The sequence below is a fragment of the Bacillus sp. ISL-57 genome, from assembly GCF_018613135.1.
Taxonomy (GTDB): Bacteria; Bacillota; Bacilli; order Bacillales; family DSM-1321; genus Peribacillus; species Peribacillus frigoritolerans.
Genome location: NZ_JAGGQV010000004.1, coordinates 44,510 through 66,510 on the forward strand (window position 1 = coordinate 44,510; position 22,001 = coordinate 66,510).

Here is a 22,001-nt window from a genome sequence, read left to right on the forward strand (position 1 = left end):
GTAAAAAGGGCTCTTTTTTTGAGGAATGGTTTGAACGTCCCAGCAGCATTACAGAAACAGGGAAAGTGAAGCTGAAATATACGTTCCTGATATTCATCAACATATAATAGCGGAGGTAAATAATTGACAATGAGAATCATTTTCATTTATATTGATATGTGTAATGAAATTAATTCTCAATTAGGAAGGTGATATAGATGAAGGTATTCATTGGTTATGTCAGTTTATCCGGTAATACCGAGAAAATGGCTATAAACATTAAGAATAGAATGAAGGCTGTCGGCTGTGAAGTATATATGGAAAGATTGGATACGGTTGAAGTTGATGCTTTAAAGGATTTTGATTTGGCCTTTATCGGTTTATATACATGGAATCTTGAAGATTTACCGTATGAAGCAAACGAGTTTTATGAAGAAATTGACCAAGTGGACTTTGCTGGAGTGAAAGTTGCATTCTTTGGTGCCGGCGATCTGAACCATTCGAAACCCTGCGCCGCGATAGGTATCCTTTCCGATAAAATGAAGCGATTTGGATTTGATGTATATGATCAAGTGTTGAAAATACACCACGAAAGCAGTACATACGAACAATTAAGGAAATGCGAAGATTTTGCAGAGCATGCCCTTATATGGGGAAGCAATAGGAAGAAGTGGAGATTCTTCATGTGGGATCGGATGCTAGGCAGCCCCAAATACCAAAAGTCTGTATTTTTGTTAAGGAGGGTCCTTGATGAATGCCCAATTAAGTACAAAGGGAGAAGCAAAAAAAGAGGAACTTATACAAGAACTTCTGAAATTCGGGATTTTTAAAAAATATAATAAACAATTATACGAGCTTCCGATCGTAGTTTTACAGAAGGAATTCAATCACTTGAGAGGTGAATTAAAAAATGTCTAGGAGAAGGAAGTCTTATACTGAACTGCTAAAAGAAAACCGCGAGCTTCTGTTGCATGACAAAATTGAAGTAGAACGCATCTATACAAAAATCGACCAAAAAGCCATCAATGAAAAAAAGGGCAGTAAGCAAGTACAATCATGAATGGTCAAAATTTGAACGGTGCTCCAGTCACTAGCATTCCAAGGGTGATCCGCCCTCGGCGTTCTTTGCGCGTGTGGGGGCCACGGCTTGGATACGCTTTCCCCTGGAGTCTCGAACATTCCAATCAACTTAAAAGAAAAAACTGCTGGCTCGTCTCATTACAACCATGTTTAAGACAAGGTTATCCTTCTTGTTTTTTCCTGTAATCCCTTAATGGATGGAAGAAACTCCTGCAGAAAAACTGGCTTGCTTTGATAGGGCTTGGCAGACAGTCGGCGGAAAGGGAGCGGATTTCTGAAATCACTGGCATGTCTTTTAGAAAAAAACTGCATGTAAAACTCTATAGTCTGAACCGAAATCCTTTTTTGATTTCGGTTTTTTCTTTTGGTTCCGTTATTGAACGATGTTGATTATATTCAACAAAAGAAGGAGGTATTTTCCGATTGGTTACCGAATAAAAATCCTTAATGTAAACCTTAGGAGGAGTGCAAATTGAAAAATGTAATAGATGGAATCAATCATTGGATAGGCTTCATACCTGAAGAGTTCAACCGGATGACAGAAAAAGAATTGAATCATCGACCAATGCCACACAAATGGTCCAAAAAAGAGATTTTAGGACATCTATGCGATTCTGCCTTGAACAATATGAATAGGTTCATCAAGATTCAGTACGAAGAACACCCATATGTTATACAATCATATAATCAAGACCAATGGGTATTAGTCCAGAATTACCAAGAGCGACCATTGGAGGAGATCGTTAACCTTTTTTGTGCTTTAAATAAGCAAATCGTTCATATAATAACGAATACACCAAATGATAGATTATCTAATCTTTGTGATATAGGAAATAATCAACTAAAATCAATGGAGTGGCTAATAAAAGACTATCTGGAACATATGGAACATCATATTAACAATCAAATCCTAATTAAAAAAGAGTGATCTATAAAGGTCACTCTTTTTTAATTCGATTTTTCACTTTTCGCAACAGCTTGTCATGAAGGTTGGAAAGGGTGAGCAATACGAGGATAGAGCCGATTAAGGTTAACGTCATATCCCATTGGGCGTCCCAAATATCACCTTGTGTGCCTAAAAAGTCCTTTGAAGCTTTTCTGCCTTTTGAAATGATGGCAGCTATCCATTCGATGATTTCATAGAGTGCTCCAATGGCAAGCGCAAAACTTACTGTGACAGCAAATAACCACGGTCCTTTTGTTAGAGGGGTTTTACGTATTACTATTTCTCTAATCACAATCGCAAATAAACCTTTTATGAAATGCCCGAACCGATCATAGTGGTTCCGGGTTAGTTCGTAATGATCTTTTATCCAATTAAATAGAGGAACTTTTGAATATGTATAATGGGCACCGATGAACATGGTAATTGAAAGAACGGCAATGATGAAATAGGATAATGTAGTGAGGCGGAATTTATTATATGTGGCCATTACATAAATCAGAAACACTACGGCAGGAAGGACTTCCATTGTCCATATCAAGTATCCTTCAGGCTTGATCACGGACCAAATAAAAACTGCAGTGACTAGCAATAGAAATAATAAATGAATCAGTCTGCTTTTATCTCTTCCCAATTTTTTCACTCCATAAATTTATGATATGTACATCGCAAAAGATTGAAATTTGCAATCGGAAAAATCAATCGGATTGTGATTGGATAAAATGCTTAATACTTTCATTTAAATCATTCGCCGCTTTTGTAGGGATTTGGGGCTTTACTTGATCAATGAATCTTAATTCCGTATAGGGCAATTTTTCATGCAATAAATGGGCATGGCGATACATTGGTTTATCTTTTTCACCATAGATCAGTAAAGTGGGAAGATTAACAGAATAATGCAAGCTGATACCGTCCCCATCTAACATTGGCATGATTTCACATCATTCGAAGAGTACTTGTGTAATATCCCTCCTGAAAGAATTTTCCCTATATAACATGTTTTTATTACTAATTGTTTTGGTAGCGAACTAATTGAATTTTTAGGGTTCTTTTGAACAAGATATAAGAGTTCAGGAAAAGGACAAAAATTATAAAAATAAGGTGATGTATATGAGAGCAAACTTGGATAAAATTTTACCAGTTGTCGCTTCTGTCGGAGTAGGTATAGCCACTTATCAAATGTTGAGCGGAAAAGGCGGGAAAATGAAAAATATGGTGCCGCTTGCCACCAACTTGATGGGAATGGGGACTGGGATGCCAGGGCAGAATCAACAACAGCCAGAAAATCAATAAAAACCAAAATCATCTCCTATAGGGGATGGTTTCAGACTTTAGACAATCTCGATGAAAATCGCGAGTTTGTCTAAAGTCTTTTTTGCGGAGTGTACAATTTGAACGTTGTTTTCCGCTCCAAGCACTCGCTTTCCGCGGGCGGTCGGGGAGCCTCCTCGGCTTGTGCCTGCGGGGTCTCCCTAGACGCGCTTTTCCCGCAGGAGTCTCGCACCTTTCGTTCCAATCTTCACTTAGTTTTTAAACTTTAGGAGAAATCCTTATTTCTACAGTTTAACTAGGACTTGTACAATGGACGTCGATTTCCACTACAGGTACTCGCTTTCCGCGGGCGGTCGGGGAACCTCCTCGGCTTGCGCCTGCGGGGTCTCCCTAGACGCGCTTTTCCCGCAGGAGTCTCGCACCTTTCGTTCCAATCTTCACTTAGTTTTTAAACTTTAGGAGAAATCCTTATTTCTACAGTTTAACTAGGACTTGTACAACGAACGTTGATTTCCGCTCCAGGCACTCGCTTTCCGCGGGCGGTCAGGGAGCCTCCTCGGCGTACCTGCGGGGTCTCCCTAGACGCGCTTTTTCGCAGGAGTCTCGCAAATTAACTTTGTTTTGAAATTATAGGTAACCCCCCAAAAAACGGGACTTCCATCATAGGCTCACCTCTGGAAATGACACGATGAATCATATTTACCATTTTTTATAATTAAAGTAATGAAACACCAATAAAATAACTCCTTGCGTTATAATGAATGGGCTCCTAAGGGAAGTGTCAGAAACCTGCAGGAGTGATCATTTGAATGGAGGTTATATGTGTTGAAGAAAAAATTATTGGTCATGATTCCAACAGTTGCCTTGATCTTGGCCCCTTTAGGAACGGGGACTTCAAATACCGAAGCGGCATCAAAGGGGAGTCAAATCCAGAAAATCGAAACGAAGGCGGAAACACGCCCGACCCTCAAGAAAGGCTCACGTTCAAGTTATGTAAGAGACTTACAGCAAAGCCTTAAAGATGTTAAATATCATGTAGGTGTTGATGGGATTTTCGGTACCCAAACACAAAATGTGGTAAGGGAGTTCCAAGTGGATCATAACTTAGCTTCAGATGGTATCGTCGGACCGAAGACATGGGCTGCTTTAGATGAAAATAAGGTGGAAAGAAGACAGTTCACGGAGAAAGACGCGATTGGGTTAGGGAAGAAGAAGCTGGGTAGCAACATCATATTCAGCGGTGATGGCAGATTGCTGAAAGATGGCAAGGGAAAATCATATTACAACTTTAAAGCAGCTAATAAAGATTGGATCGATCAAGGCGGCTCCGGAACGATTGGGTGGTTCCACATTTATAAAGATGGCCGTGTAGTGGAACAATAAAGGATATACATGCAAAAATGGTTCTCACTTTAAGTGGGATTTTTTTTTGTGAAGGATCAAGTAGACTAAATACAGCTATTTTTGGCTATAAATAACAATTAAATACAGATATAATAGTAAATGGACAGCAATTTGGTATAGTGGGCAGCGGTCACTCCTTTTCAGAAAGGGGGTGTCGCTGGTGATTTCTATTATGGACGGACTGATGCTAATGATTTCATTCGCCTCTTTAATCGTCGCAGTAATCGCGGTTACATTAAAAAAGTAACCCCCTCCATACCATCCGGCCAGATGTATGTAGGAAAAGGGTTACTTTCATGATCGAGTAGCAACTGACTTACCACAGAAAGCCGCTGCTCTTTATGCAGTTTGCTGTTCATTGAGACGCTGGTTTAACCAGTGTCTTTTTTTTATATATTTATTATTATATCCTCATTTTCCCTATACATTCAACTAAAAAACCTGGATGAAATCTTGAATAAAAGTAAAATCAATTAGATTTTCGTTAAATTACTGCCGTTTTCCAATTTGAATGATTTCATTCCTTTATAAGAAACAATCACAGGAATCATACAAAGCAAGGCCATCGGCAAACAATATAGAAGATAGAAATGCCCTCCGTCATCGAGCAAGGGAATGAAGGCTAAAGCAACAAAAAGTAAAGTGAAAAAAATGATCGTGAAAATCCCGAAAGATTGATGATAGAATGCATGTATTTCCCTTCTTCGTTCATCCTGGTTGGGTAAGGTCTTTGCTTCTTTGTGCGTTCGAAGGAATAGGTACAAGGAGAACATTAGAAATAAAGCGGAAAATGGCAAAGCGATCGCAAATAATGAAACGTCAAGAATGGAAAGATAAAAGCTGGATAAAAAGAAAACCTCTGATACCCCTAATGCAAAACAATAATTGAAGATACTTATTCTATCAGGTTGTTTAAGCATGAAATCCCTCCTTCTATATCATATTATGCAACTGCTTTCATGTTCACCACTTTGTCACATTTAAAAGGAAAAAAATCCTTCCGGTTCCACTCATCGCCGCTCTCTGCCCCGTCATGTGTATCAAGCCTGCAGATGTTGAATAGAGTCTTTGCATATTACGAATAGTAATAAAATATCGCTTAAAGGGGGAGTGCTCAATGACTGTAAAAACGGCAATTAAGGGATTATTGCTTGTTCTTCTATTATATTTCCTTTATGTAGTTGTGACGGCTGTTGTTCTTTTCCCCAAAGCAGAAAAAGAAGAAGACAGGCCGATTAAACAGGTAAGTGAATATATGGGAGAGAAGGAAGCCACCGTGGATCGTGTCCTGCTTTTCGAAGACGGTTATGAGTCTGGACTCGCAAGAATGCGAATGATCCAGGAAGCAAAGCATTCAATCGATATCGCCTACTATGCTTTTGGAAAAGGTGAATCGACCGAGCTTTTACTTGGATCCTTGATTGATGCGGCTGACAGAGGTGTGAAAGTCCGAATCCTTCTGGATGGAATGGCTCATGGGCTTAGAGGTCAATTAAGCAGTGCCCGTTATGCATTGGCTTCACATGAAAACATTGAATTAAGATATTACGAAACCTTTAAGCCATTTAAGCCGTGGACCTGGCATAATCGCCTTCATGACAAGATCATCACGGTAGATGGAAAGTTAGGCATCATCGGAGGGAGGAATATTGCCGATAAGTACTTAGCAAGCAAGCCGCCGAGGAATTTTGTCTATGACAGGGATGTACTCATTTTCAATGCTAAAGAAGAGAAAGATAGTGTAATCGTTGAAATGAAGGACTATTTGAATGAATTATGGACCCATCCGTTTACGAGCGATGTTTTTTCGGACCTGTCAAAAAGGCAAACGGAAAAAGGAAAACGCGAAAGAAATGCATTAGCGAAAAAATACAGCAAAGCTTTGCGCACTGAAACCGATTTCGTGAAACCAGTCGTCGATTGGAGCAAGGCTACAACACCTACTAAAAAAGTGTCCTTCATTCATAACCCGATCGAACGGTTCAACAAATACCCTATAGTGTGGAGATCTTTAATGAGTATTGCTGCGAACGCCAATCAATCGGTATACATCCAAAGCCCCTATATTGTCCCTGCGGATGCCTTGAAGAAATATGTACCAATGCAATTGGATTCAAAGGCTGAATGGACCATACTTACCAACTCAGCTGCCTCAACCCCGAACATGATCGCTTTTTCCGGTTACTTGGCTTTTAGGGATAGCGTCGTTGAGACGGGGGCAAGGGTATATGAATATTCAAAGCCTTATTCTTTGCATGGTAAATCGATTGTCTATGATCAACGATTAAGTGCAGTGGGTTCCTACAATTTGGATTCTCGATCTGCCTTTTTAAATACAGAATCGATGGTGGTCATCGATAGTGAAAGGTTTGCAGTGCAGTTGATAGGAGCCATCGATTCAAAGATCAAAAATAGTACACTCATTGCGGACAATAAAAAATATATACAACTGCCGGAAGATCGGAAAAGGGAAGAGTCTTTTTTCAAGGCCACCTTTTTAAATGCCCTATCGAAAATTACGGTATATTTCAATAGGTTCATTTGAAACATGACTAAAAAGACAGCAATCTCAGTGATTGTTGTCTTTTTAGCCTTTTGCGGAGATTATCTTATGAATACATATGTAATTTGCTATACTTGAGCAAGCTAATCACAACAATTAAGGAGAACAGAAACATGCAAACATTACAGCACCTATCGAAACATATTGTCTACCTGCCGCCAGTTCAGGAAACGGATCGCCCGGTTCTTGCCGCCGTGAAGGGAAACAAGAAAACACTCATCATCGATGCCGGTAACTCGGTCAGGCATGCGCAGCTCTTTGAGGATGAATTGCAACGGAATGATATAAGCGGGAATTTCCTCGTCCTTACCCATTCACATTGGGACCATGTATTCGGACTGGAGAATATCGGGGTTCCGGTGATTTGCCAGGAAAAAACATACACGAACATTAAAGAAATGCAGCATCTTTCATGGGAAGATCGGGCCCTTGATCAACGGGTCGAAGAAGGGACGGAGATACCCTTTTGTGCCGATGCAATCAAATTGGAACATGGGACGAATAGAGAGATTTCCCTCCCCCTGCCCGATATCATCTTTGAGAAAACGATGACGATCGATCTCGGCAATATAACCTGTGTCATCGAGCATGTTGGCGGTGACCATGCCAATGATTCCTGCATCATTTATATACAGGAGGAAAAGACCTTATTTCTGGGAGACTGCCTGTATGCCAATCTTTATGCGGAAAAGTGGAATTATACGGCTGAACAAGCTTTGCTTCTTCTTAAGAAAATTGAAGCCTATGATGCCGAAACATATATTCTTTCCCATCATGTTCAGCCTCGAACGAGACTGGAGATGGAAGCGGAGCTTAAGCTAATGAAAGAATGTGCCAGAGCGGTGGTCGAACATCGGGGAAACCGGGCTTTAATGGAGCAGGAATTGGCAAAAGGATTAAAGCGGGATTTAACTGAGGACGAGCTCGAAACGATTGGATTTTTCGTGAATGGGTATGTTGAGTGACTGAACTAAAGTGGGGTGTGAGCTCGGCATTATTGGGCTCACACCCAGGCCTATACAAAAGAGATAATTAACGTTAATAGTGCTGAAACGATAAGAACTGATAGGATACCTGATATGATTTTCCCTGCTTTTGCTCCTCTATTATCGGGATATATATGACCAATAATGAAGGAGGGGATGAAAAATATAGCCGAATAGAACACGGTATAATGAATACCTGAATTTCCATTTGACCAGGGGCTAAGTCCGATAGTATGTAAAATATGATCTCCCATGCAAGATTTATCTCCAAATTCAAACGTAAACAATATTCCCAATAAACATAGCACGAAAGAAAGTGAACCTAATCCGATATCTTTTGTTTTCTTAGCTTCAATGGTTATCATGTTCTTTTTCTCCTTGTAATAAAAACCAATTATGGTTTTTATTGTAACATAACTCAGCAAGTACTTAAATCCATACACCTATACCAGAACCCCAATAAAAAAATGCACCTCCAATTGTCTAAAGGTGCAGTTCAAATTAATTATGAGCTTTTTCTAGAGCTAGCTTTAACCCGAAACCAATCAAGACCGTCCCGGTTATCCCCTCGAATATCGCTTGGGTTCTAGGCTTTTTCATGAAAGCACTGATCTGGTTCAGCAGATAGATATAAAATACAAACCACAACGCAGTTAAAACGGTATACGTCATGCCCATGATCAGGAACGGTAAAAACGTATCATTCCCCGGATTCACGAACTGAGGCAGAAACGTTAAAAAGAAGACGGCCACTTTAGGGTTCAGCAGATTGGTAAGGAACCCTTGCTTAAAGCATGACTGGTTTTCGTACTTACTTTTGACCGACGTTTCCGCCGCTGCGGCCACTTGCTTATTCCTTAATCCCCATAGAGTCTTGAAGCCTAGATATACCAAGTAAACGGCACCGACATATTTGAAGATGGAAAATAATAAAGCGGATTTCACAATGATTGCTGAAAGCCCGAACACGGCAGCTGATGTATGAATGAGCAGGGCACAGCATGTGCCGAACATCGTTTTAAAACCTCCCGATGTCCCCACGGTAACGGTGTTCCTTGTTGCTATTGCTGTATCTGGACCAGGTAAGATGATGAGAAGGATGCACATGATGATGAACAGATAAAAGTTTTCCATATTCGGACCTCCACTCTTGGTGATGAATTCTGAAAATTATAACATAGATGCAAGTGGTTTAGGGAGATAAATTTGAAAGTTAATGATTACAAAAAAAAAACAAGCCAAATCAGTTTTGATCTGGCGTGTTTTTTTAAAAACATTTTGTCAGGGCGACTTTCTCAACACAGCACGTACCGGACTTCCATCTGCTTCAACCAAAGGAAGAGGGAGGGCCGCCAACTCATAATTACCCGGTCCGATACCGTCTAATACAAGTCCTTCCAAAATGTGAATGCCATGATCGGCAAGTTCATGGTGGGCAGACAGCTCTTTACTATCCAGTGGATCTACTGATGGTAAATCAAGTCCAATCAGACGGACGCCGTTTTCTGAAAGGTATGCCGCTAATTCTGGCTGGATATGTGGAATGGTTTGTGGAAACACACTTCGATCCTTCCATGCATCCGTGCGAATTAACAGACGGGTAACGCCTTGTAGATCTATATGGGATAATTCATCGATTCCGATGCTTGTCTTGTTTGGTAAATGGATAACTCGGGCATTTCCCATATATAAGTCGAGATCCAAATCAATCACTCTTTTTCCATCATCATCAAAATGAAAAGGTGCATCAATATGGGTACCGGTATGGATACTCATATTGATTTGACCTACATTGACAGATCCGCTTTCTTCTTTACTCCAATTGACTTTATAAGAGAAAGGTGTATCTCCAGGCCAGACTGCAACCTTATCATCCAGACGTTGTGAAATATCAATCCATGTCCCCATGCATTTACCTCCGTCTCTACTGGCTGTTTCTTGTATATCTTATAGCTTCGTTCTTAGACTCCATAGTTCTGGGAAAAAGTGTTGATCCAGTGCTCTTTTTAAATACGTTACACCTGATGATCCGCCCGTTCCTTGTTTATTACCAATAATTCTTTCCACTGTAGTCATATGATTAAAACGCCATAATTGCTGTTGATGGCCGATGTCCACTAACTTCTCGCCCAGCTCATATAAGTCCCAATATTGCTCAACATCGCGGTAAACTGTCAGCCATGCCTCTTCTACACTGGCATTTGGTTCATATCTTTGGGACCAATCCCTGCTGAGGGCTTCTTGATCAATAGGTAATCCGCGTGCCACAAGAGCATTGATCGCCGCGTCATAAATACTTGGCTCATGAAGGGCCTGCTGCATTTGCTCGTATAAATCCGTTTGGTGCTGATAGACGGATAGCGTATGGACATTCTTGTTTCCTAATGCAAATTCAATCAAACGATTCTGATAAGATTGGAATCCGGAAGATTGTCCCAATTTATCCCTGAACTCCATGTATTCAGCCGGCGTTAAGGTTGAAAGGACATTCCATGACTGGATCAATTGCTGCTGAATCCTCGAAACCCGCGACAGCATTTTAAACGAGGGTTCCAACTTGTTTTGGCGGATGGACTCAGTTGCTGCTGTCAATTCATGTAAAATGAGCTTCATCCATAGCTCACTCGCTTGATGGATAACGATAAATAGCATTTCATCATGATGATCGGAGCATCTATGCTGACTGGTTAAAATTTTATCAAGGTGGAGGTAATCTCCGTAAGACATCGATTTTTGAAAGTCGGTTTGAATTTCTTTCTCCAAACCCGTTATTGTTTGTTCATTTTTATCTATATTCTTCATTCCGCAATCTCCTCACTTTTCGAAAAAACTATTTATTCCGCCATTCTATTCTATCTTCTTTTTCAGAGATTCTTCCATTACATTATGGTTAATATTTCTTCCTTTTGAAATAAAATAAGCTACAGCTAAAAATAGTAACCAAGGAATCCCGAATTGAAGCATGATCTTGAAATCCGTAAACCATGATGTAATCATCAAACTGAATAGAAGAACGGCCCCGAGTATCGTTAAATAGGGGAAACCGATCATCCTTACCGGTAATTTGCGTCCGCCTGTTTTCTCCCATTTCACCCTGAAAAACAAATGGGAAATGAAGATCATGAGCCATGTGAACATGGCACCGAACATGGAAATCCCCATCATGAAAGCATAGGATGAACCAGGAAGTAACGCATGAACGCCTGCAGCGATGAAAATCCCCGTTGAAGAGACAGCAAGTGCTTTTGTAGGGACACCGCTTTTGTTTAACTTTCCTAAAAAGCTAGGTGCATGTTTTCCGCGTGCCAACGAAAACATCATCCGTGTTGAAGCATAGAGCTGAGCGTTCATGGCAGATATGGCAGCCGTTAGAATGATAAAGTTCATGATTCCGGATGCACCTGGAATGTTCAGGATTTCCATAACTTTTACGAATGGGCTTACCTCGATCCCAGCCGTTTTCCAAGGAACGATCATCAGCATGATGCCGATTGTCAGCACATAGAAAGTGGATAAACGGAACACGGTCGCTTTTAATGCTTTTGGGACAGCAGCATCCGGATCTTTTGCTTCCCCTGATGTAACCGCTATCAATTCAGTCCCAAGAAAGCTGAATAAAGAAATAAATACGGCTATCCACATCCCCTTCAAACCAAATGGGAAAAAACCGCCTTCATTCACGAAGTTTTCCGGTCCTATATGCGGCTGTTCGGATGAACCAAACAGTACATAGGCTCCAAGGAGGATAAAACCAACAATGGCACTTATTTTAATGAAGGAGAACCAATACTCAAATGTCGCGAATGTATTCACGCTGGTAGCATTCACATAAATCAGGACACCTGCAAACAACAATATCCATACGATTCCCGGCACGTTCGGAAACCAATAATTCATATATACGCTGACTGCACTCACTTCAACCCCAACAGCCAAAACATTGCCAATCCAATAGGAATAGCGGACAAGATAGCCTGCCATTGGACTCATGTACTTTTCCGCAATGGCCCCAAAAGATCCGGAAGTAGGGTGGGCAACCGTCATTTCGGCTAAACAGCCCATCAATAGTAAGACAATGAACGCCCCAAGAGCATAGCTGAGCAATACACTTGGCCCTGCCGCTTGAATCGCAAGTCCGCTGCCAAGAAATAGCCCCGTCCCGATGGCACAGCCCATCGCGATCATGGAAAGCTGACTTGTTTTCAGCTCTCGCTTCAATCCTTTTTCTGGCTCATCTTTAAAGTTCAATTGAGTATTGTTTTTCTCCATAGTTCATCTCCTTTTTATCAAAAAGATTTTATCCTGCCCCAATTAATTAACCCTTTGAGGGATGAGCCCCGTCTGGCGGAACTCCGGGTTATGCGACCACTTCACGCTCATTCTTGTATTTTTCATATTGTTTTTCTGACATGATTTTCTTGAGTATTTGTACAACTTCCCAAACTTCCGCATAAGAAGTATAGAGTGCAACCGGGGCGAGGCGAATGATGTTAGGTGCACGGAAATCGGGAATGACACCGTTCGCTTTCAATGCCTTGCATATCCGTGCAGCTTCTTTATGCTCGAGGCTTACATGACCACCGCGGCGGATGTCTTCTCTTGGAGTTCCAATGAAAAATCCCATGTCTTCCAATTCAAATTCGACTAAATCCATTAAATATTGATTGATTTTCAGGGATTTTTCACGAATATTTTCAATTCCAGCTTCTATAAAAATGTCCAAAGACCCAATCAAAGGTGCACAACTTAACACATGCGGCGTGCCAATTTGATACGCTCCTGCTGATTCAGCTGGTGTTAAGGTATGTTCCATATCGAATTGTTTCTCTTTTTTGGAGCCGAACCATCCAGCCAATCCAGGCATCGTCCCGAAATGTTTTCGATTTACATATAAACCGCCAACACCGCCAGGGCCGCCATTTAAATGTTTATAATTGCACCAATACGCAAAATCCACATCCCATTCGCTGAATGAATGCGGGATGGCACCGATGGAATGACATCCGTCAAATCCGATTATAATGCCTCTTTTATGAGCTTCATCAGTCAATCGTTTCATATCCAGTATTTGACCGCTGCGATACAGGACCGTTGGCAAGATGATCAAAGCGATGTCATCGGTCATTGCTTCGATGATGTCATCCTCTTCAAGAAATCGGCCATCATGGCTTTTCACGCGGATGAGATCGGTTTCCGGATCGTATCCATGTGTACGCAGCTGACTTTGAAGAGCATAAATATCAGTCGGGAAGGTTAATTCATCAGCCAAAATTTTTCTGCGAATTCCTTCAGGCTTATAAAAAGTGGCTACAAGCTGATGCAGATTTACAGTTGTGGAGCCGGTTACAATAACTTCCTCTGGAGAAGCTCCGACCAATTGGGACATCTTCGCGCCCAATTTCTCAGCCATGAAAAACCATGGGTGATTCCCTTGCGTCCATCCATCAATCCCATGCTCTTTCCAATCTTCCAAAGACTCCAGAAGAGTGCGTTCAGCCCTTTTCGAAAGAAGCCCCAATGAGTTTCCATCCATATAGATGGAATCCGGCTTTAAATAAAACTCTTCTCGAAAACCTTTTAGCGTATCATTCTCATCCATTTGTTTAGCGTGATCCAATGTATATTCAGAAACCATAATCATCCTCCTATATTAGTTTTTTTAAATTCTAGGAGAATCGTACCAAAGAATATGACATAGTGTCAATAAGTTAATTCAGAAAATTATAAACATTCAAGCTGTCATTCCAACAAATGTTTTTTATTTCATGGAAATCCTTTATGCTAGAAGATAAAGGGAGGAATAAGCATGGAGAATGGCAAAACAGGGGATAAACGGCATTTACGCTCGATCATGACACGACAAAAGCTATTGGAAGCTGCAAAGGAAATATTTCTTGAAGAAGGTTATCAAGCTGCGCTTATTTCCCAAATGATCAAAAGGGCAAACATCGGATACGGGACGGCCTATGTTCATTTTAAAGGGAAAGAGGATCTGTTAATTGTATTAATGGAAAATGTAATGGAGCAATTCTATGAAATTGCCGAGACCTCTTTCTTTCCGAAATCAAAAGATGAAGCAAAACATATCATCAACAGACAAGCTAATGCATTTTTGAAAATGGCAGAAGCTGAACGCAACATGATGCAAGTTTTCGAACAGGCCATTGGGATATCAACCATTATTTCAGATAAATGGAAAGCGATCCGCATGAAGTTCATTCAGCGAATATCACAGGACGTCGCCTATGCACAGCAAAATGGGCTGGCAAGAACTGAACTTAACCATGAGCTTGTCGCAAGAGGATGGTTTTTCACAAATGAGATGTACCTATGGGAAATCGTCCGAAACGAACATCAAAGTTCAGTAGAAGAAATTGCTCAAACCATCACCTCAGTCTACGTCGAAGGCTTATATGTATAATGATAATGGCAGCTCACCAATCTTCCGGTTATAAACAATCGGAAGATTTTTTTATTTTCAAAACTCACGAGTAAAGCCCCGAAATTCACGAGTAAAACCGCGGAATTCGCGAGTAAAGTGCAAATTCACGAGTAAAACAGCAAAACTCACGAGTAAATAGCGCAAACTCACGAGTAAAGTGGCCAAATTCACGAGTAAAGTGCGAAAACTCACGAGTAAATAGCGCAAACTCACGAGTAAAGTGCGAAAACTCGGGAGTAAATGCAAACTCACGAGTAAAACAGCAAAACTCACGAGTAAAGTGCGAAAACTCGGGAGTAAATGCAAACTCACGAGTAAACCCAAACGCTTCATTAGCATCGGACTTACAGCGTCTACGCCTTAAGTCTTACTAGAAAATATAGCTAAGGCTCATTATACGAACTTGTAAAAGTAGATAAGATATAAACATAGAAAGGAGGACGAAAACAATGAAGAAATTTGGTTTATTTATTGTAGGACTGATCGCACTTTTCCTGTTGCTGGCGAACGTTGGCCCACTGATCAGCCTGGCGATTTGCTTGGCGATCCTATACTTTGGGTTCAAGCAGTTCATGAAGTCCGAATCGACAGGGGCGAAGATTGCGTGGGGATCAGTCTCCATTATCGTGCTGATCGTTTCTATTTCCCATATCCCGGCAATATTGGGACTGGTGGCAGCTTATGTTCTTTACCTGGTTTATAAAAAATGGAATGAAAATGATGAAAGTGCTTCATCGAAAGAAAGTGACCCATTCTCAAATTTTGAAAGAGAGTGGAAAGAGTTGAATAAGAACTAATAGAAGGGATGTAATTGGAATGGGTAATTTATTTTCTAGAATGAAACAAACGATTTCGGCTGATTTTCACGATCTGTTGGATAAAAAGGAGCAAAAAAATCCAATTGGGATGTTAAATCAATATTTACGTCAATGTGAGCAGGAGACGGAAAAGGTCGGTAAGTTGCTTGAACGTCAATATCTTCTGAAAGAAGAGTTTACGCGTGAATATAATCAAGCGCAAAATCTAGCTGAAAAACGTAAGCATCAGGCTGAGATTGCCAAGCAGTCGGGAGAAACCGATCTAATGGAATTTGCTTTAAAGGAAAGCCTGCACTATGAAGAGCGGGCGCAAAGTTTGAAAGAGGCGCATAAAAGTGCAGAGGTTCAGTTGGCTGAGCTGGAGCGGAAATATGAAGAAATGAAACATAAGCTGAAGGATATGCATCTAAAGCGGTTGGAACTGATGGGCAGGGAAAATATTGCCCGGGCAAACAACCGGATCAATCGGGTTTTGGACGGAGGCAGTTCCGAAGCTAAACCGGTAGCGATGTTTGAAGAAATGGAGCATTATATCGATCGCATCGAGCACCAGGTCCATACAGATTATAATCGGCATACGATCGATGCCAGGATTGTTCAGCTTGAAAAAGAATTGGAACAGAAAGAAGCGTAAAGTTTTTTCAAGGCATCGCTGTCATCCCCTCGCCTTTTGGAATGGAGGGCGGGGGAAAACAGGCTGTCAGAACGTGACAATTTCATGGTATTCTTAAAAGGCACGGGTTTCTGTGCCTTTTAAGAATATCATGATCATATACAGGGGAGGCGAGCCGATGTTGAACAAGATGAAGACGGACTATATGGGATGGATACTTCTCATCGGAGTCGTCCTGCTTTTTTTAGAGATTTCATTTACGGGTGGGGGTCTCCTTTTTTCCATCGCTTTTTCAATAGGATGCATCTATTTAGGCAGGAAATTCGCAAAACGGACAATCGGGAAAATCCTATTTTTTATAGGGCTGATTTCCCTTATCATCACAGTCTTGAATATGTTCGTCTTTAGATTTTTCCTAATGGCGATCCTCATTTATCTTTTGCTTTTATATTATCAGTCCAAAAAGAATCCTGATTGGGTCAGTCCCATTTTAACCAATGATGATTCGAACGAAGAAAAGATCAATAAGGAACGACTGCTGAAAACCGATTATCTATTTAAAAATAAGTTGTTTGGTCATCAACAAACGACCGAACATGTATATGAATGGAATTCCGTGAATGTTCAGGGCGGGGTCGGTGATACGGTTATCGATTTAAGCAAAACGATTTTACCGAAAGGCGATGCTGTCATTTCCATCAGGAATATCATTGGCAATATCACCGTCCTTGTACCGTATGGCATCGAAATCAGGGTCCATCATTCTGTCATTGCAGGCAGAGCGCGGATTTTTGAAAATAAGGCTGAATCCAGGGTCTTTAATCAAATTTATTCCTACCAAACGGAAGGGTTCAATGAAACGGATCACAAGGTTCATATCATCACTTCAATCTTAGTTGGCGATTTAGAGGTGAAGCGGATATGAGCATACTGACACGGCAGATATTGACTGCCCTTGGTGTTGCTTTCGTTCTTTCCCTTGCTTTGCCGGCGATGGTTTTCTTCATCTTTCCTTTATCCGATTGGAGCTTATTATGGGAGAAAGTGGTCATGGGATTACCCTTCGTCATATTTTTGCCAAGCCTGGTCATGACGGTAGGGCTTATTTATGGAGTCGTTTCGGGGATGTTTTGGAAGAGACAGCTTGAAAGGGTGGATGAAGGTCTGCATTTCCTTGAACAGGGCCGCATACCCTCGCAACAGGAAACGTATCCAATCCAAGAGATGGCTAAAATGGCGGAACGGATGCAACTGATCCATAAGCAAATCAATGAGCAGACTAAATTATCGCAAAAAATGGCGAATGAAAAGGCCATTGATCAGGAGAAACAGATCCAGGAAATCGTTTCCCAGGAACGAAACCGTTTAGCGCGGGAGCTGCATGATTCGGTGAGCCAGCAATTGTTTGCCGCTTCGATGTTCATGTCGGCCATCACCGAATCACAATCCGATATGGAAAAAACGGAAATGAAACAATTCAAGGTAGTGGAAGAAATGATCCATCAATCCCAGCTTGAGATGAGGGCGCTATTGCTTCACTTGAGGCCTGTTGCATTAAAGGGAAAATCTTTACATGAAGGAATGAAGGAGCTTCTTGTGGAATTGGCCCAAAAAGTGACGATGGATATAAATTGGAAGATGGAGCCTGTCACTCTGGATAAGGGGATTGAGGACCATCTGTTTCGGATTTTACAAGAATCGATTTCCAATACGCTGAGACATGCAAAAGCGAATTCGCTTGAAGTGCTATTGATCGTCCGTGATGGAATGATCATTTTACGAATAACGGATGACGGCATCGGTTTTAACGTCGAGGAGTCGAAAACGGGATCATATGGTCTGCAAAACATGCATGAACGGGCTGTTGAATTAGGCGGGACGATGCAAATTGTAAGTGTTCCGAGTAAAGGAACGAAACTTGAAGTGAAAATCCCATTATTGAATGCTGGAGGTGATCATCATGATTAAAGTATTATTTGTCGATGACCATGAAATGGTAAGGATAGGGGTATCGGCTTATTTATCCGCACAGTCGGATATCGAAGTGGTCGGGGAAGCGGACAATGGTTTGAAAGCTGTCGAACTGGCAATGCAATTGCGTCCGGATATCATTTTGATGGATTTGGTGATGCCGGAAATGGACGGCATAGAAGCGACGAAACGAATCATTGAAAAATGGCCAGAAGCAAAAATCATCATTGTGACAAGCTTCCTGGATGATGAAAAGGTGTACCCGGCATTGGAAGCCGGAGCGACGAGCTATATGCTGAAAACATCCAAGGCCAGCGAGATTGCGAGAGCCGTCCGTTCCACTTTCCAGGGTCAAAGCGTACTTGAACCTGAAGTGACGGGAAAAATGATGGAAAAGCTGCGTCGCCCAAAAATCACCCAGCTTCATGATCAATTGACAAACCGTGAAATGGAAATTTTACTGCTGATGACACAAGGGAAAACGAATCAGGAAATTGCCGATGAACTATACATAGCCCTGAAAACCGCCAAAGTGCATGTCAGCAATATATTAAGCAAGCTTGCCGTGCAGGACCGCACGCAAGCAGTGATTTACGCATTTAAGCATTCGCTCGTTCAAGAAGAAGAGTAAAGAGCGTCTATTTACCAATAGAGGAAAGTTTGTTATATTTAGGGAAATATCCCATCCTGTAAAGTTCATTCAAGGTTGCTGATTGCAGCCTTTTTTACGGATAACAGGAAAAAAGCAGGTGAAATGATGTTAAGAGTGATTTTAGAATTATTTCGTATAATCACCATTATTTTCGTTATTGGAATGATAATGGGCCTCATCATTCATTCAATCTATGCGATTTTTGGAATAACCGTAGAGAATACCACGGGCGGATGGATTGTTGGTATGGCAATTTTCCCATTACTTTATGTACTCTATAAAAACCGGCTTCAATTTTCAGGTTTCTATAAAAATGGCAAACAAGTAAAACTCTCAAACAGGACAACTACTATTCTGCTTTGCTTGTCTGTGTTAATGTTGACGGTTGCCCCTTTATTTCGCTAACGGAATGTAAAAAGAGCATGTTTTAATCAAAACATGCTCTTTTTTATACCGTTTTTTAGTTTATACAGCTTCCTCTGCGGTATCGAGCCTCGTTCCGTATATCCGATAAAGAAAGAAAGCGAATACCATTCCTATAAAGGAGATGAAGGAAATGAACAAGTAAAGGGTCTTCCCGCCATATGCTCCATATATGGCTCCGCCTATATAAGAAGCAATGATTCCCGAAACCCCGAAGAATAGCAGCGCCAGTACGGTCTGGCCTGTGGCACGCCATTCCACCGGAACGATCCGGTAAAGATATTGGATGGCCGCCGAGTAGAAAATCGGGAAAGTCAATAGCTGCATGACTTGCAAATAAGCCAATAGCTGTGGATCGGTAATCCATGCAGAGACGAAATAACGGATAAAGAAAAACGCTGCTGCAAACGAAATGATGATGATTTCCTTACCTTTGCGCAGCCACCAAAAGCTTAGGGCGAATACAACGATTTCACTTCCCGCCGCCAAGAACCAGGTCAAGCCTACAAGCTTGGCACTTCCTCCAAGTTCCCTGATATATACCCCAAGGAAGGTATCGTTCATCCTTGCTGGAACAGCACAGATAAAGACCAATAACAGAAAGAGAAGCGTCTCTTTATTGCTGAAAAAATGCTTAAGGCTGCTTAAGGTGACAGGTTTCCCTGAAACGGGAGCATCAGGCATCATCCAGCTGACAATGAAGCTGATCAAACCTATGCCTGCAAAAAGTAACGCAAGGCTGTTCGCTCCGAAATATGACATAACATAGCCGGTGATCAGCGATATGACCGCATAACCCAATGCACCATATGTCCGGATGGAGCCGTAGCTGATCCCGGATTTCTCAGCCATCGTAAAATTGAGGCTTTCCGTCAGGGGATCGATCGGCATCAGAAAGAAATATAGCAGCATGGCAAACAGGATGAGCTGAAGATAACTGCTTGAATCATAGAGGAAATAACCGATTACGCTCGAGAAAAAGATGAGTAATAACAGGACTTTTCGTATAGTCCTTGTTTTGTCGCTGATCATTCCCCATAAAGGCTGGGTAATGAGGGTGACAAAACCTCCTGTACCGATGATGAATCCGATTTGGGCTGGACGCAAACCTTGATCAGCCAGATAGACTGGGAGAAACGGAATGAAAATGGCAAGCAGTCCAAAATATAAAAAGTTAAAACTCTTTAATAATCGTATTGCTTTCATAAAAAATATGATACCTCGCGTGTTCTATAGAATGGATTGATTTCAGACCATGTTATTGTATCATTGATGACAGAATTTGAAAAAATAGAATGATGGAGTTGGTTTCAAAAAGGATCTGGACCCAGGAGGGTAGGGGGCCTTTCAAAATTCATGACATCGGGGAATATAGATAGGGACCCCCTATGCTTTCCTTTGCTTTCCAGCTTGAATAAGCTAGGTTTCTTTTATTAGTCCTGTTCATGACGTCTATTTGAATGGTTTGGAAAAGGTCGTTTTCAGGAATTTTTAACAGGTGATTGAACTAATTGAAAATATGAATAAACGTTTTCCTTAACTCCAATAGGCAGCCTGTTTACGTTCCAAGAATGTATCAGTGTCATTATACTAACCAAAAAAGTACAGCATGTTTTGCTAAGGTAATTCTTCAATCTTTATAAACTTTAAGCGATTTCTTTATCTCATCCAGTCTTTCCTGAACGACTTTCTCAAATTCGTAATTCTGCTGCAATAAGAATATATTCCTTGCCTCTTCATACCCTTTTGTGGCACTTTCCATGTTGTTCAATGACTGCAGGGATTGGGCACGCTGATATAAAACTTCTCCCATAAGGTACATGGATTCTTCCCGGATTAAAATTTGAATAGCATCAGAGCAAATTTTTATAGATTCATAATATTGTGCGTCCTTATGTAAGGATTTTGTCAATCCGTAATGAATCCGGACTTTAATTTTATAATTCATTGAGGTTTTTGGAAGTTGTTGAAATTGCTTAAGGGCATCTTTATAAGAGGCAATTGACTTTTTATATTCAGTAATTTCGTTATAAATAATGGCTTTGCTATTCAAAATTTCTATTTTTTGAGCGGAAAAAATATGAAAATGAGTAGATAGGTCCAATGCTTGATTTAAAAAATCCAGGGATTTCAATATATCATTATCACAATAATATGCTACGATCCCCAAATGCCAGAGGATGAATTGTTTATTGATGGGTGACTGGAAGTCTGCATGGTATTTTTCTGCTTCGAGAATCCGTTTTACCTGCCGATACTCTCTATTTCTAATAGAAACCCTGACTTGTGATTTCACTTCCTCACTATATTCCATTCGGTCTGAATAAGTTTCTAAAAGTATATCTTCAATGCTGATACCTAAACGTAATGAGAGCTCATATAAAGTAGTCGCTAATGGAATGACTTTCCCCTTCTCTATATTGCTTAGTTGTGCTTGAGAAATGATTCCCTCTGCCATGACTTTTTGTGTTATGCCTGACCTTTTTCTTAAAGTGTAGAGTACATTTCCAAGCTTAAAAGGAATGCTTTCATCCATTTTATCAACTCCTAAAAATATAAATACTTTTATATTTTTTTATATATTTCATTGGAAACACCAAAAAAATATCAAAAAAAATACTCTGTAGCAGCCGTACAAGAAAAATGTACCATATCTGGATGGTTTATACTAGTTGTATCGATCAATATCAGGAGGTTGGGGTATATGAAAAAAATATTAGTATCTGGGTTCTCCATTCTGTTTACGCTAGCGATGGTTTTACAATTCGATTCAAGCGTCAATTTGGCTGTAGATGATCGGCCCATATTTAATGATCTGCCGAATCAGCATTAAGATTTAATTACCAATATGAACC

Annotated in this window: 27 protein-coding genes; 16 read left to right on the plus strand and 11 right to left on the minus strand. The window is 40.8% G+C overall.

The window, feature by feature from the left end:
- Positions 1–197 precede the first annotated feature (197 nt).
- The 4 genes from J7I90_RS08590 to J7I90_RS08605 all read left to right on the plus strand — a co-directional run bounded on the left by J7I90_RS08590 (position 198) and on the right by J7I90_RS08605 (position 1,987).
- Positions 198–809, plus strand: coding sequence for a flavodoxin domain-containing protein (locus J7I90_RS08590; RefSeq protein WP_214770571.1), 612 nt, complete (start codon positions 198–200; stop codon positions 807–809).
- The gene (locus tag J7I90_RS08595) at positions 730–897 is read left to right on the plus strand and encodes a Fur-regulated basic protein FbpA (RefSeq protein ID WP_214770574.1); all 168 of its coding nucleotides are present in this window, start codon (positions 730–732) and stop codon (positions 895–897) included. The genes J7I90_RS08590 and J7I90_RS08595 overlap by 80 nt, the downstream gene beginning before the upstream one ends.
- Positions 890–1,039: an FbpB family small basic protein gene (locus tag J7I90_RS08600; RefSeq protein ID WP_095393069.1), complete on the plus strand. Its 150-nt coding sequence runs from the start codon at positions 890–892 to the stop codon at positions 1,037–1,039. The genes J7I90_RS08595 and J7I90_RS08600 overlap by 8 nt, the downstream gene beginning before the upstream one ends.
- A gap of 492 nt (positions 1,040–1,531) precedes the next feature.
- Positions 1,532–1,987 carry a DinB family protein gene (locus J7I90_RS08605; protein WP_214770577.1) on the plus strand — a complete coding sequence of 152 codons (456 nt, stop codon included), beginning with the start codon at positions 1,532–1,534 and terminating at the stop codon, positions 1,985–1,987.
- Positions 1,988–1,997: 10 nt separating this feature from the next.
- Here J7I90_RS08605 and J7I90_RS08610 read toward each other — a convergent pair whose 3' ends face one another.
- Together J7I90_RS08610 and J7I90_RS08615 are read right to left on the minus strand one after the other, a co-directional pair.
- Positions 1,998–2,645, minus strand: a complete 648-nt coding sequence (locus tag J7I90_RS08610; RefSeq protein ID WP_396020418.1) for a DUF2238 domain-containing protein — start codon at positions 2,643–2,645, stop codon at positions 1,998–2,000.
- Positions 2,646–2,700: 55 nt separating this feature from the next.
- Positions 2,701–2,934, minus strand: a complete 234-nt coding sequence (locus tag J7I90_RS08615) for a hypothetical protein (protein WP_214770583.1) — start codon at positions 2,932–2,934, stop codon at positions 2,701–2,703.
- Positions 2,935–3,112: 178 nt separating this feature from the next.
- Between J7I90_RS08615 and J7I90_RS08620 the strand changes: the two genes are divergently transcribed.
- Positions 3,113–3,295 (plus strand): hypothetical protein, encoded by a 183-nt coding sequence (locus J7I90_RS08620; RefSeq protein ID WP_214770586.1) that lies wholly within the window; start codon positions 3,113–3,115, stop codon positions 3,293–3,295.
- 801 nt (positions 3,296–4,096) lie between these two features.
- Positions 4,097–4,657, plus strand: a complete 561-nt coding sequence (locus tag J7I90_RS08625) for a peptidoglycan-binding domain-containing protein (protein WP_214770589.1) — start codon at positions 4,097–4,099, stop codon at positions 4,655–4,657.
- A 494-nt stretch (positions 4,658–5,151) separates the two neighbouring features.
- On the opposite strand, the gene J7I90_RS08630 is transcribed toward J7I90_RS08625, so the two are convergent.
- Positions 5,152–5,598 carry a hypothetical protein gene (locus tag J7I90_RS08630; protein ID WP_214770593.1) on the minus strand — a complete coding sequence of 149 codons (447 nt, stop codon included), beginning with the start codon at positions 5,596–5,598 and terminating at the stop codon, positions 5,152–5,154.
- Between the two features lie 197 nt (positions 5,599–5,795).
- Here J7I90_RS08630 and J7I90_RS08635 point away from each other — a divergent pair, with 197 nt between their 5' ends.
- Together J7I90_RS08635 and J7I90_RS08640 are read left to right on the plus strand one after the other, a co-directional pair.
- Entirely contained in the window at positions 5,796–7,223 is a 1,428-nt protein-coding gene (locus J7I90_RS08635; RefSeq protein ID WP_214770598.1) for a phospholipase D-like domain-containing protein, read from the plus strand.
- A 131-nt stretch (positions 7,224–7,354) separates the two neighbouring features.
- Positions 7,355–8,206 carry an MBL fold metallo-hydrolase gene (locus J7I90_RS08640; protein ID WP_214770601.1) on the plus strand — a complete coding sequence of 284 codons (852 nt, stop codon included), beginning with the start codon at positions 7,355–7,357 and terminating at the stop codon, positions 8,204–8,206.
- A gap of 50 nt (positions 8,207–8,256) precedes the next feature.
- On the opposite strand, the gene J7I90_RS08645 is transcribed toward J7I90_RS08640, so the two are convergent.
- From J7I90_RS08645 to kynU, 6 genes are all read right to left on the minus strand, one after another.
- Positions 8,257–8,592, minus strand: coding sequence for a hypothetical protein (locus tag J7I90_RS08645; protein ID WP_214770604.1), 336 nt, complete (start codon positions 8,590–8,592; stop codon positions 8,257–8,259).
- Positions 8,593–8,728: 136 nt separating this feature from the next.
- Positions 8,729–9,361: a LysE family translocator gene (locus tag J7I90_RS08650; protein ID WP_214770607.1), complete on the minus strand. Its 633-nt coding sequence runs from the start codon at positions 9,359–9,361 to the stop codon at positions 8,729–8,731.
- A gap of 147 nt (positions 9,362–9,508) precedes the next feature.
- Positions 9,509–10,135 carry an arylformamidase gene (kynB, locus tag J7I90_RS08655; RefSeq protein WP_214770610.1) on the minus strand — a complete coding sequence of 209 codons (627 nt, stop codon included), beginning with the start codon at positions 10,133–10,135 and terminating at the stop codon, positions 9,509–9,511.
- A 39-nt stretch (positions 10,136–10,174) separates the two neighbouring features.
- A complete protein-coding gene (gene kynA / locus J7I90_RS08660; protein WP_214770613.1) occupies positions 10,175–11,029 on the minus strand; it encodes a tryptophan 2,3-dioxygenase in 855 nt (284 codons plus the stop codon).
- Positions 11,030–11,074: 45 nt separating this feature from the next.
- Positions 11,075–12,496: an amino acid permease gene (locus J7I90_RS08665; RefSeq protein ID WP_214770616.1), complete on the minus strand. Its 1,422-nt coding sequence runs from the start codon at positions 12,494–12,496 to the stop codon at positions 11,075–11,077.
- Positions 12,497–12,584: 88 nt separating this feature from the next.
- Positions 12,585–13,862 (minus strand): kynureninase, encoded by a 1,278-nt coding sequence (gene kynU / locus J7I90_RS08670; protein ID WP_214770620.1) that lies wholly within the window; start codon positions 13,860–13,862, stop codon positions 12,585–12,587.
- Between the two features lie 171 nt (positions 13,863–14,033).
- Between kynU and J7I90_RS08675 the strand changes: the two genes are divergently transcribed.
- The 7 genes from J7I90_RS08675 (at position 14,034) to J7I90_RS08705 (ending at position 19,128) form a co-directional block, all read left to right on the plus strand.
- The gene (locus J7I90_RS08675; RefSeq protein WP_053536079.1) at positions 14,034–14,648 is read left to right on the plus strand and encodes a TetR/AcrR family transcriptional regulator; all 615 of its coding nucleotides are present in this window, start codon (positions 14,034–14,036) and stop codon (positions 14,646–14,648) included.
- A gap of 470 nt (positions 14,649–15,118) precedes the next feature.
- Positions 15,119–15,466, plus strand: a complete 348-nt coding sequence (locus J7I90_RS08680) for a lmo0954 family membrane protein (RefSeq protein ID WP_034309581.1) — start codon at positions 15,119–15,121, stop codon at positions 15,464–15,466.
- Positions 15,467–15,485: 19 nt separating this feature from the next.
- Positions 15,486–16,121: a PspA/IM30 family protein gene (locus tag J7I90_RS08685; protein WP_096338052.1), complete on the plus strand. Its 636-nt coding sequence runs from the start codon at positions 15,486–15,488 to the stop codon at positions 16,119–16,121.
- A 157-nt stretch (positions 16,122–16,278) separates the two neighbouring features.
- A complete protein-coding gene (gene liaF, locus J7I90_RS08690) occupies positions 16,279–17,025 on the plus strand; it encodes a cell wall-active antibiotics response protein LiaF (protein ID WP_214770622.1) in 747 nt (248 codons plus the stop codon).
- Positions 17,022–18,068, plus strand: coding sequence for a sensor histidine kinase (locus J7I90_RS08695; protein ID WP_214770624.1), 1,047 nt, complete (start codon positions 17,022–17,024; stop codon positions 18,066–18,068). The genes liaF and J7I90_RS08695 overlap by 4 nt, the downstream gene beginning before the upstream one ends.
- Complete coding sequence (locus J7I90_RS08700; RefSeq protein WP_214770626.1) at positions 18,061–18,702, plus strand: response regulator transcription factor; 642 nt, start codon at positions 18,061–18,063, stop codon at positions 18,700–18,702. Before J7I90_RS08695 ends, J7I90_RS08700 begins: the two co-directional genes overlap by 8 nt.
- Positions 18,703–18,777: 75 nt before the next feature.
- Positions 18,778–19,128, plus strand: a complete 351-nt coding sequence (locus J7I90_RS08705) for a hypothetical protein (RefSeq protein WP_251025185.1) — start codon at positions 18,778–18,780, stop codon at positions 19,126–19,128.
- Between the two features lie 60 nt (positions 19,129–19,188).
- On the opposite strand, the gene J7I90_RS08710 is transcribed toward J7I90_RS08705, so the two are convergent.
- Positions 19,189–20,352, minus strand: coding sequence for an MFS transporter (locus tag J7I90_RS08710; RefSeq protein ID WP_214770628.1), 1,164 nt, complete (start codon positions 20,350–20,352; stop codon positions 19,189–19,191).
- A 424-nt stretch (positions 20,353–20,776) separates the two neighbouring features.
- Complete coding sequence (locus J7I90_RS08715; protein ID WP_214770630.1) at positions 20,777–21,682, minus strand: helix-turn-helix domain-containing protein; 906 nt, start codon at positions 21,680–21,682, stop codon at positions 20,777–20,779.
- Between the two features lie 168 nt (positions 21,683–21,850).
- Here J7I90_RS08715 and J7I90_RS27710 point away from each other — a divergent pair, with 168 nt between their 5' ends.
- Entirely contained in the window at positions 21,851–21,979 is a 129-nt protein-coding gene (locus J7I90_RS27710; protein ID WP_283866295.1) for a hypothetical protein, read from the plus strand.
- The last annotated feature ends 22 nt before the right edge of the window (positions 21,980–22,001 follow it).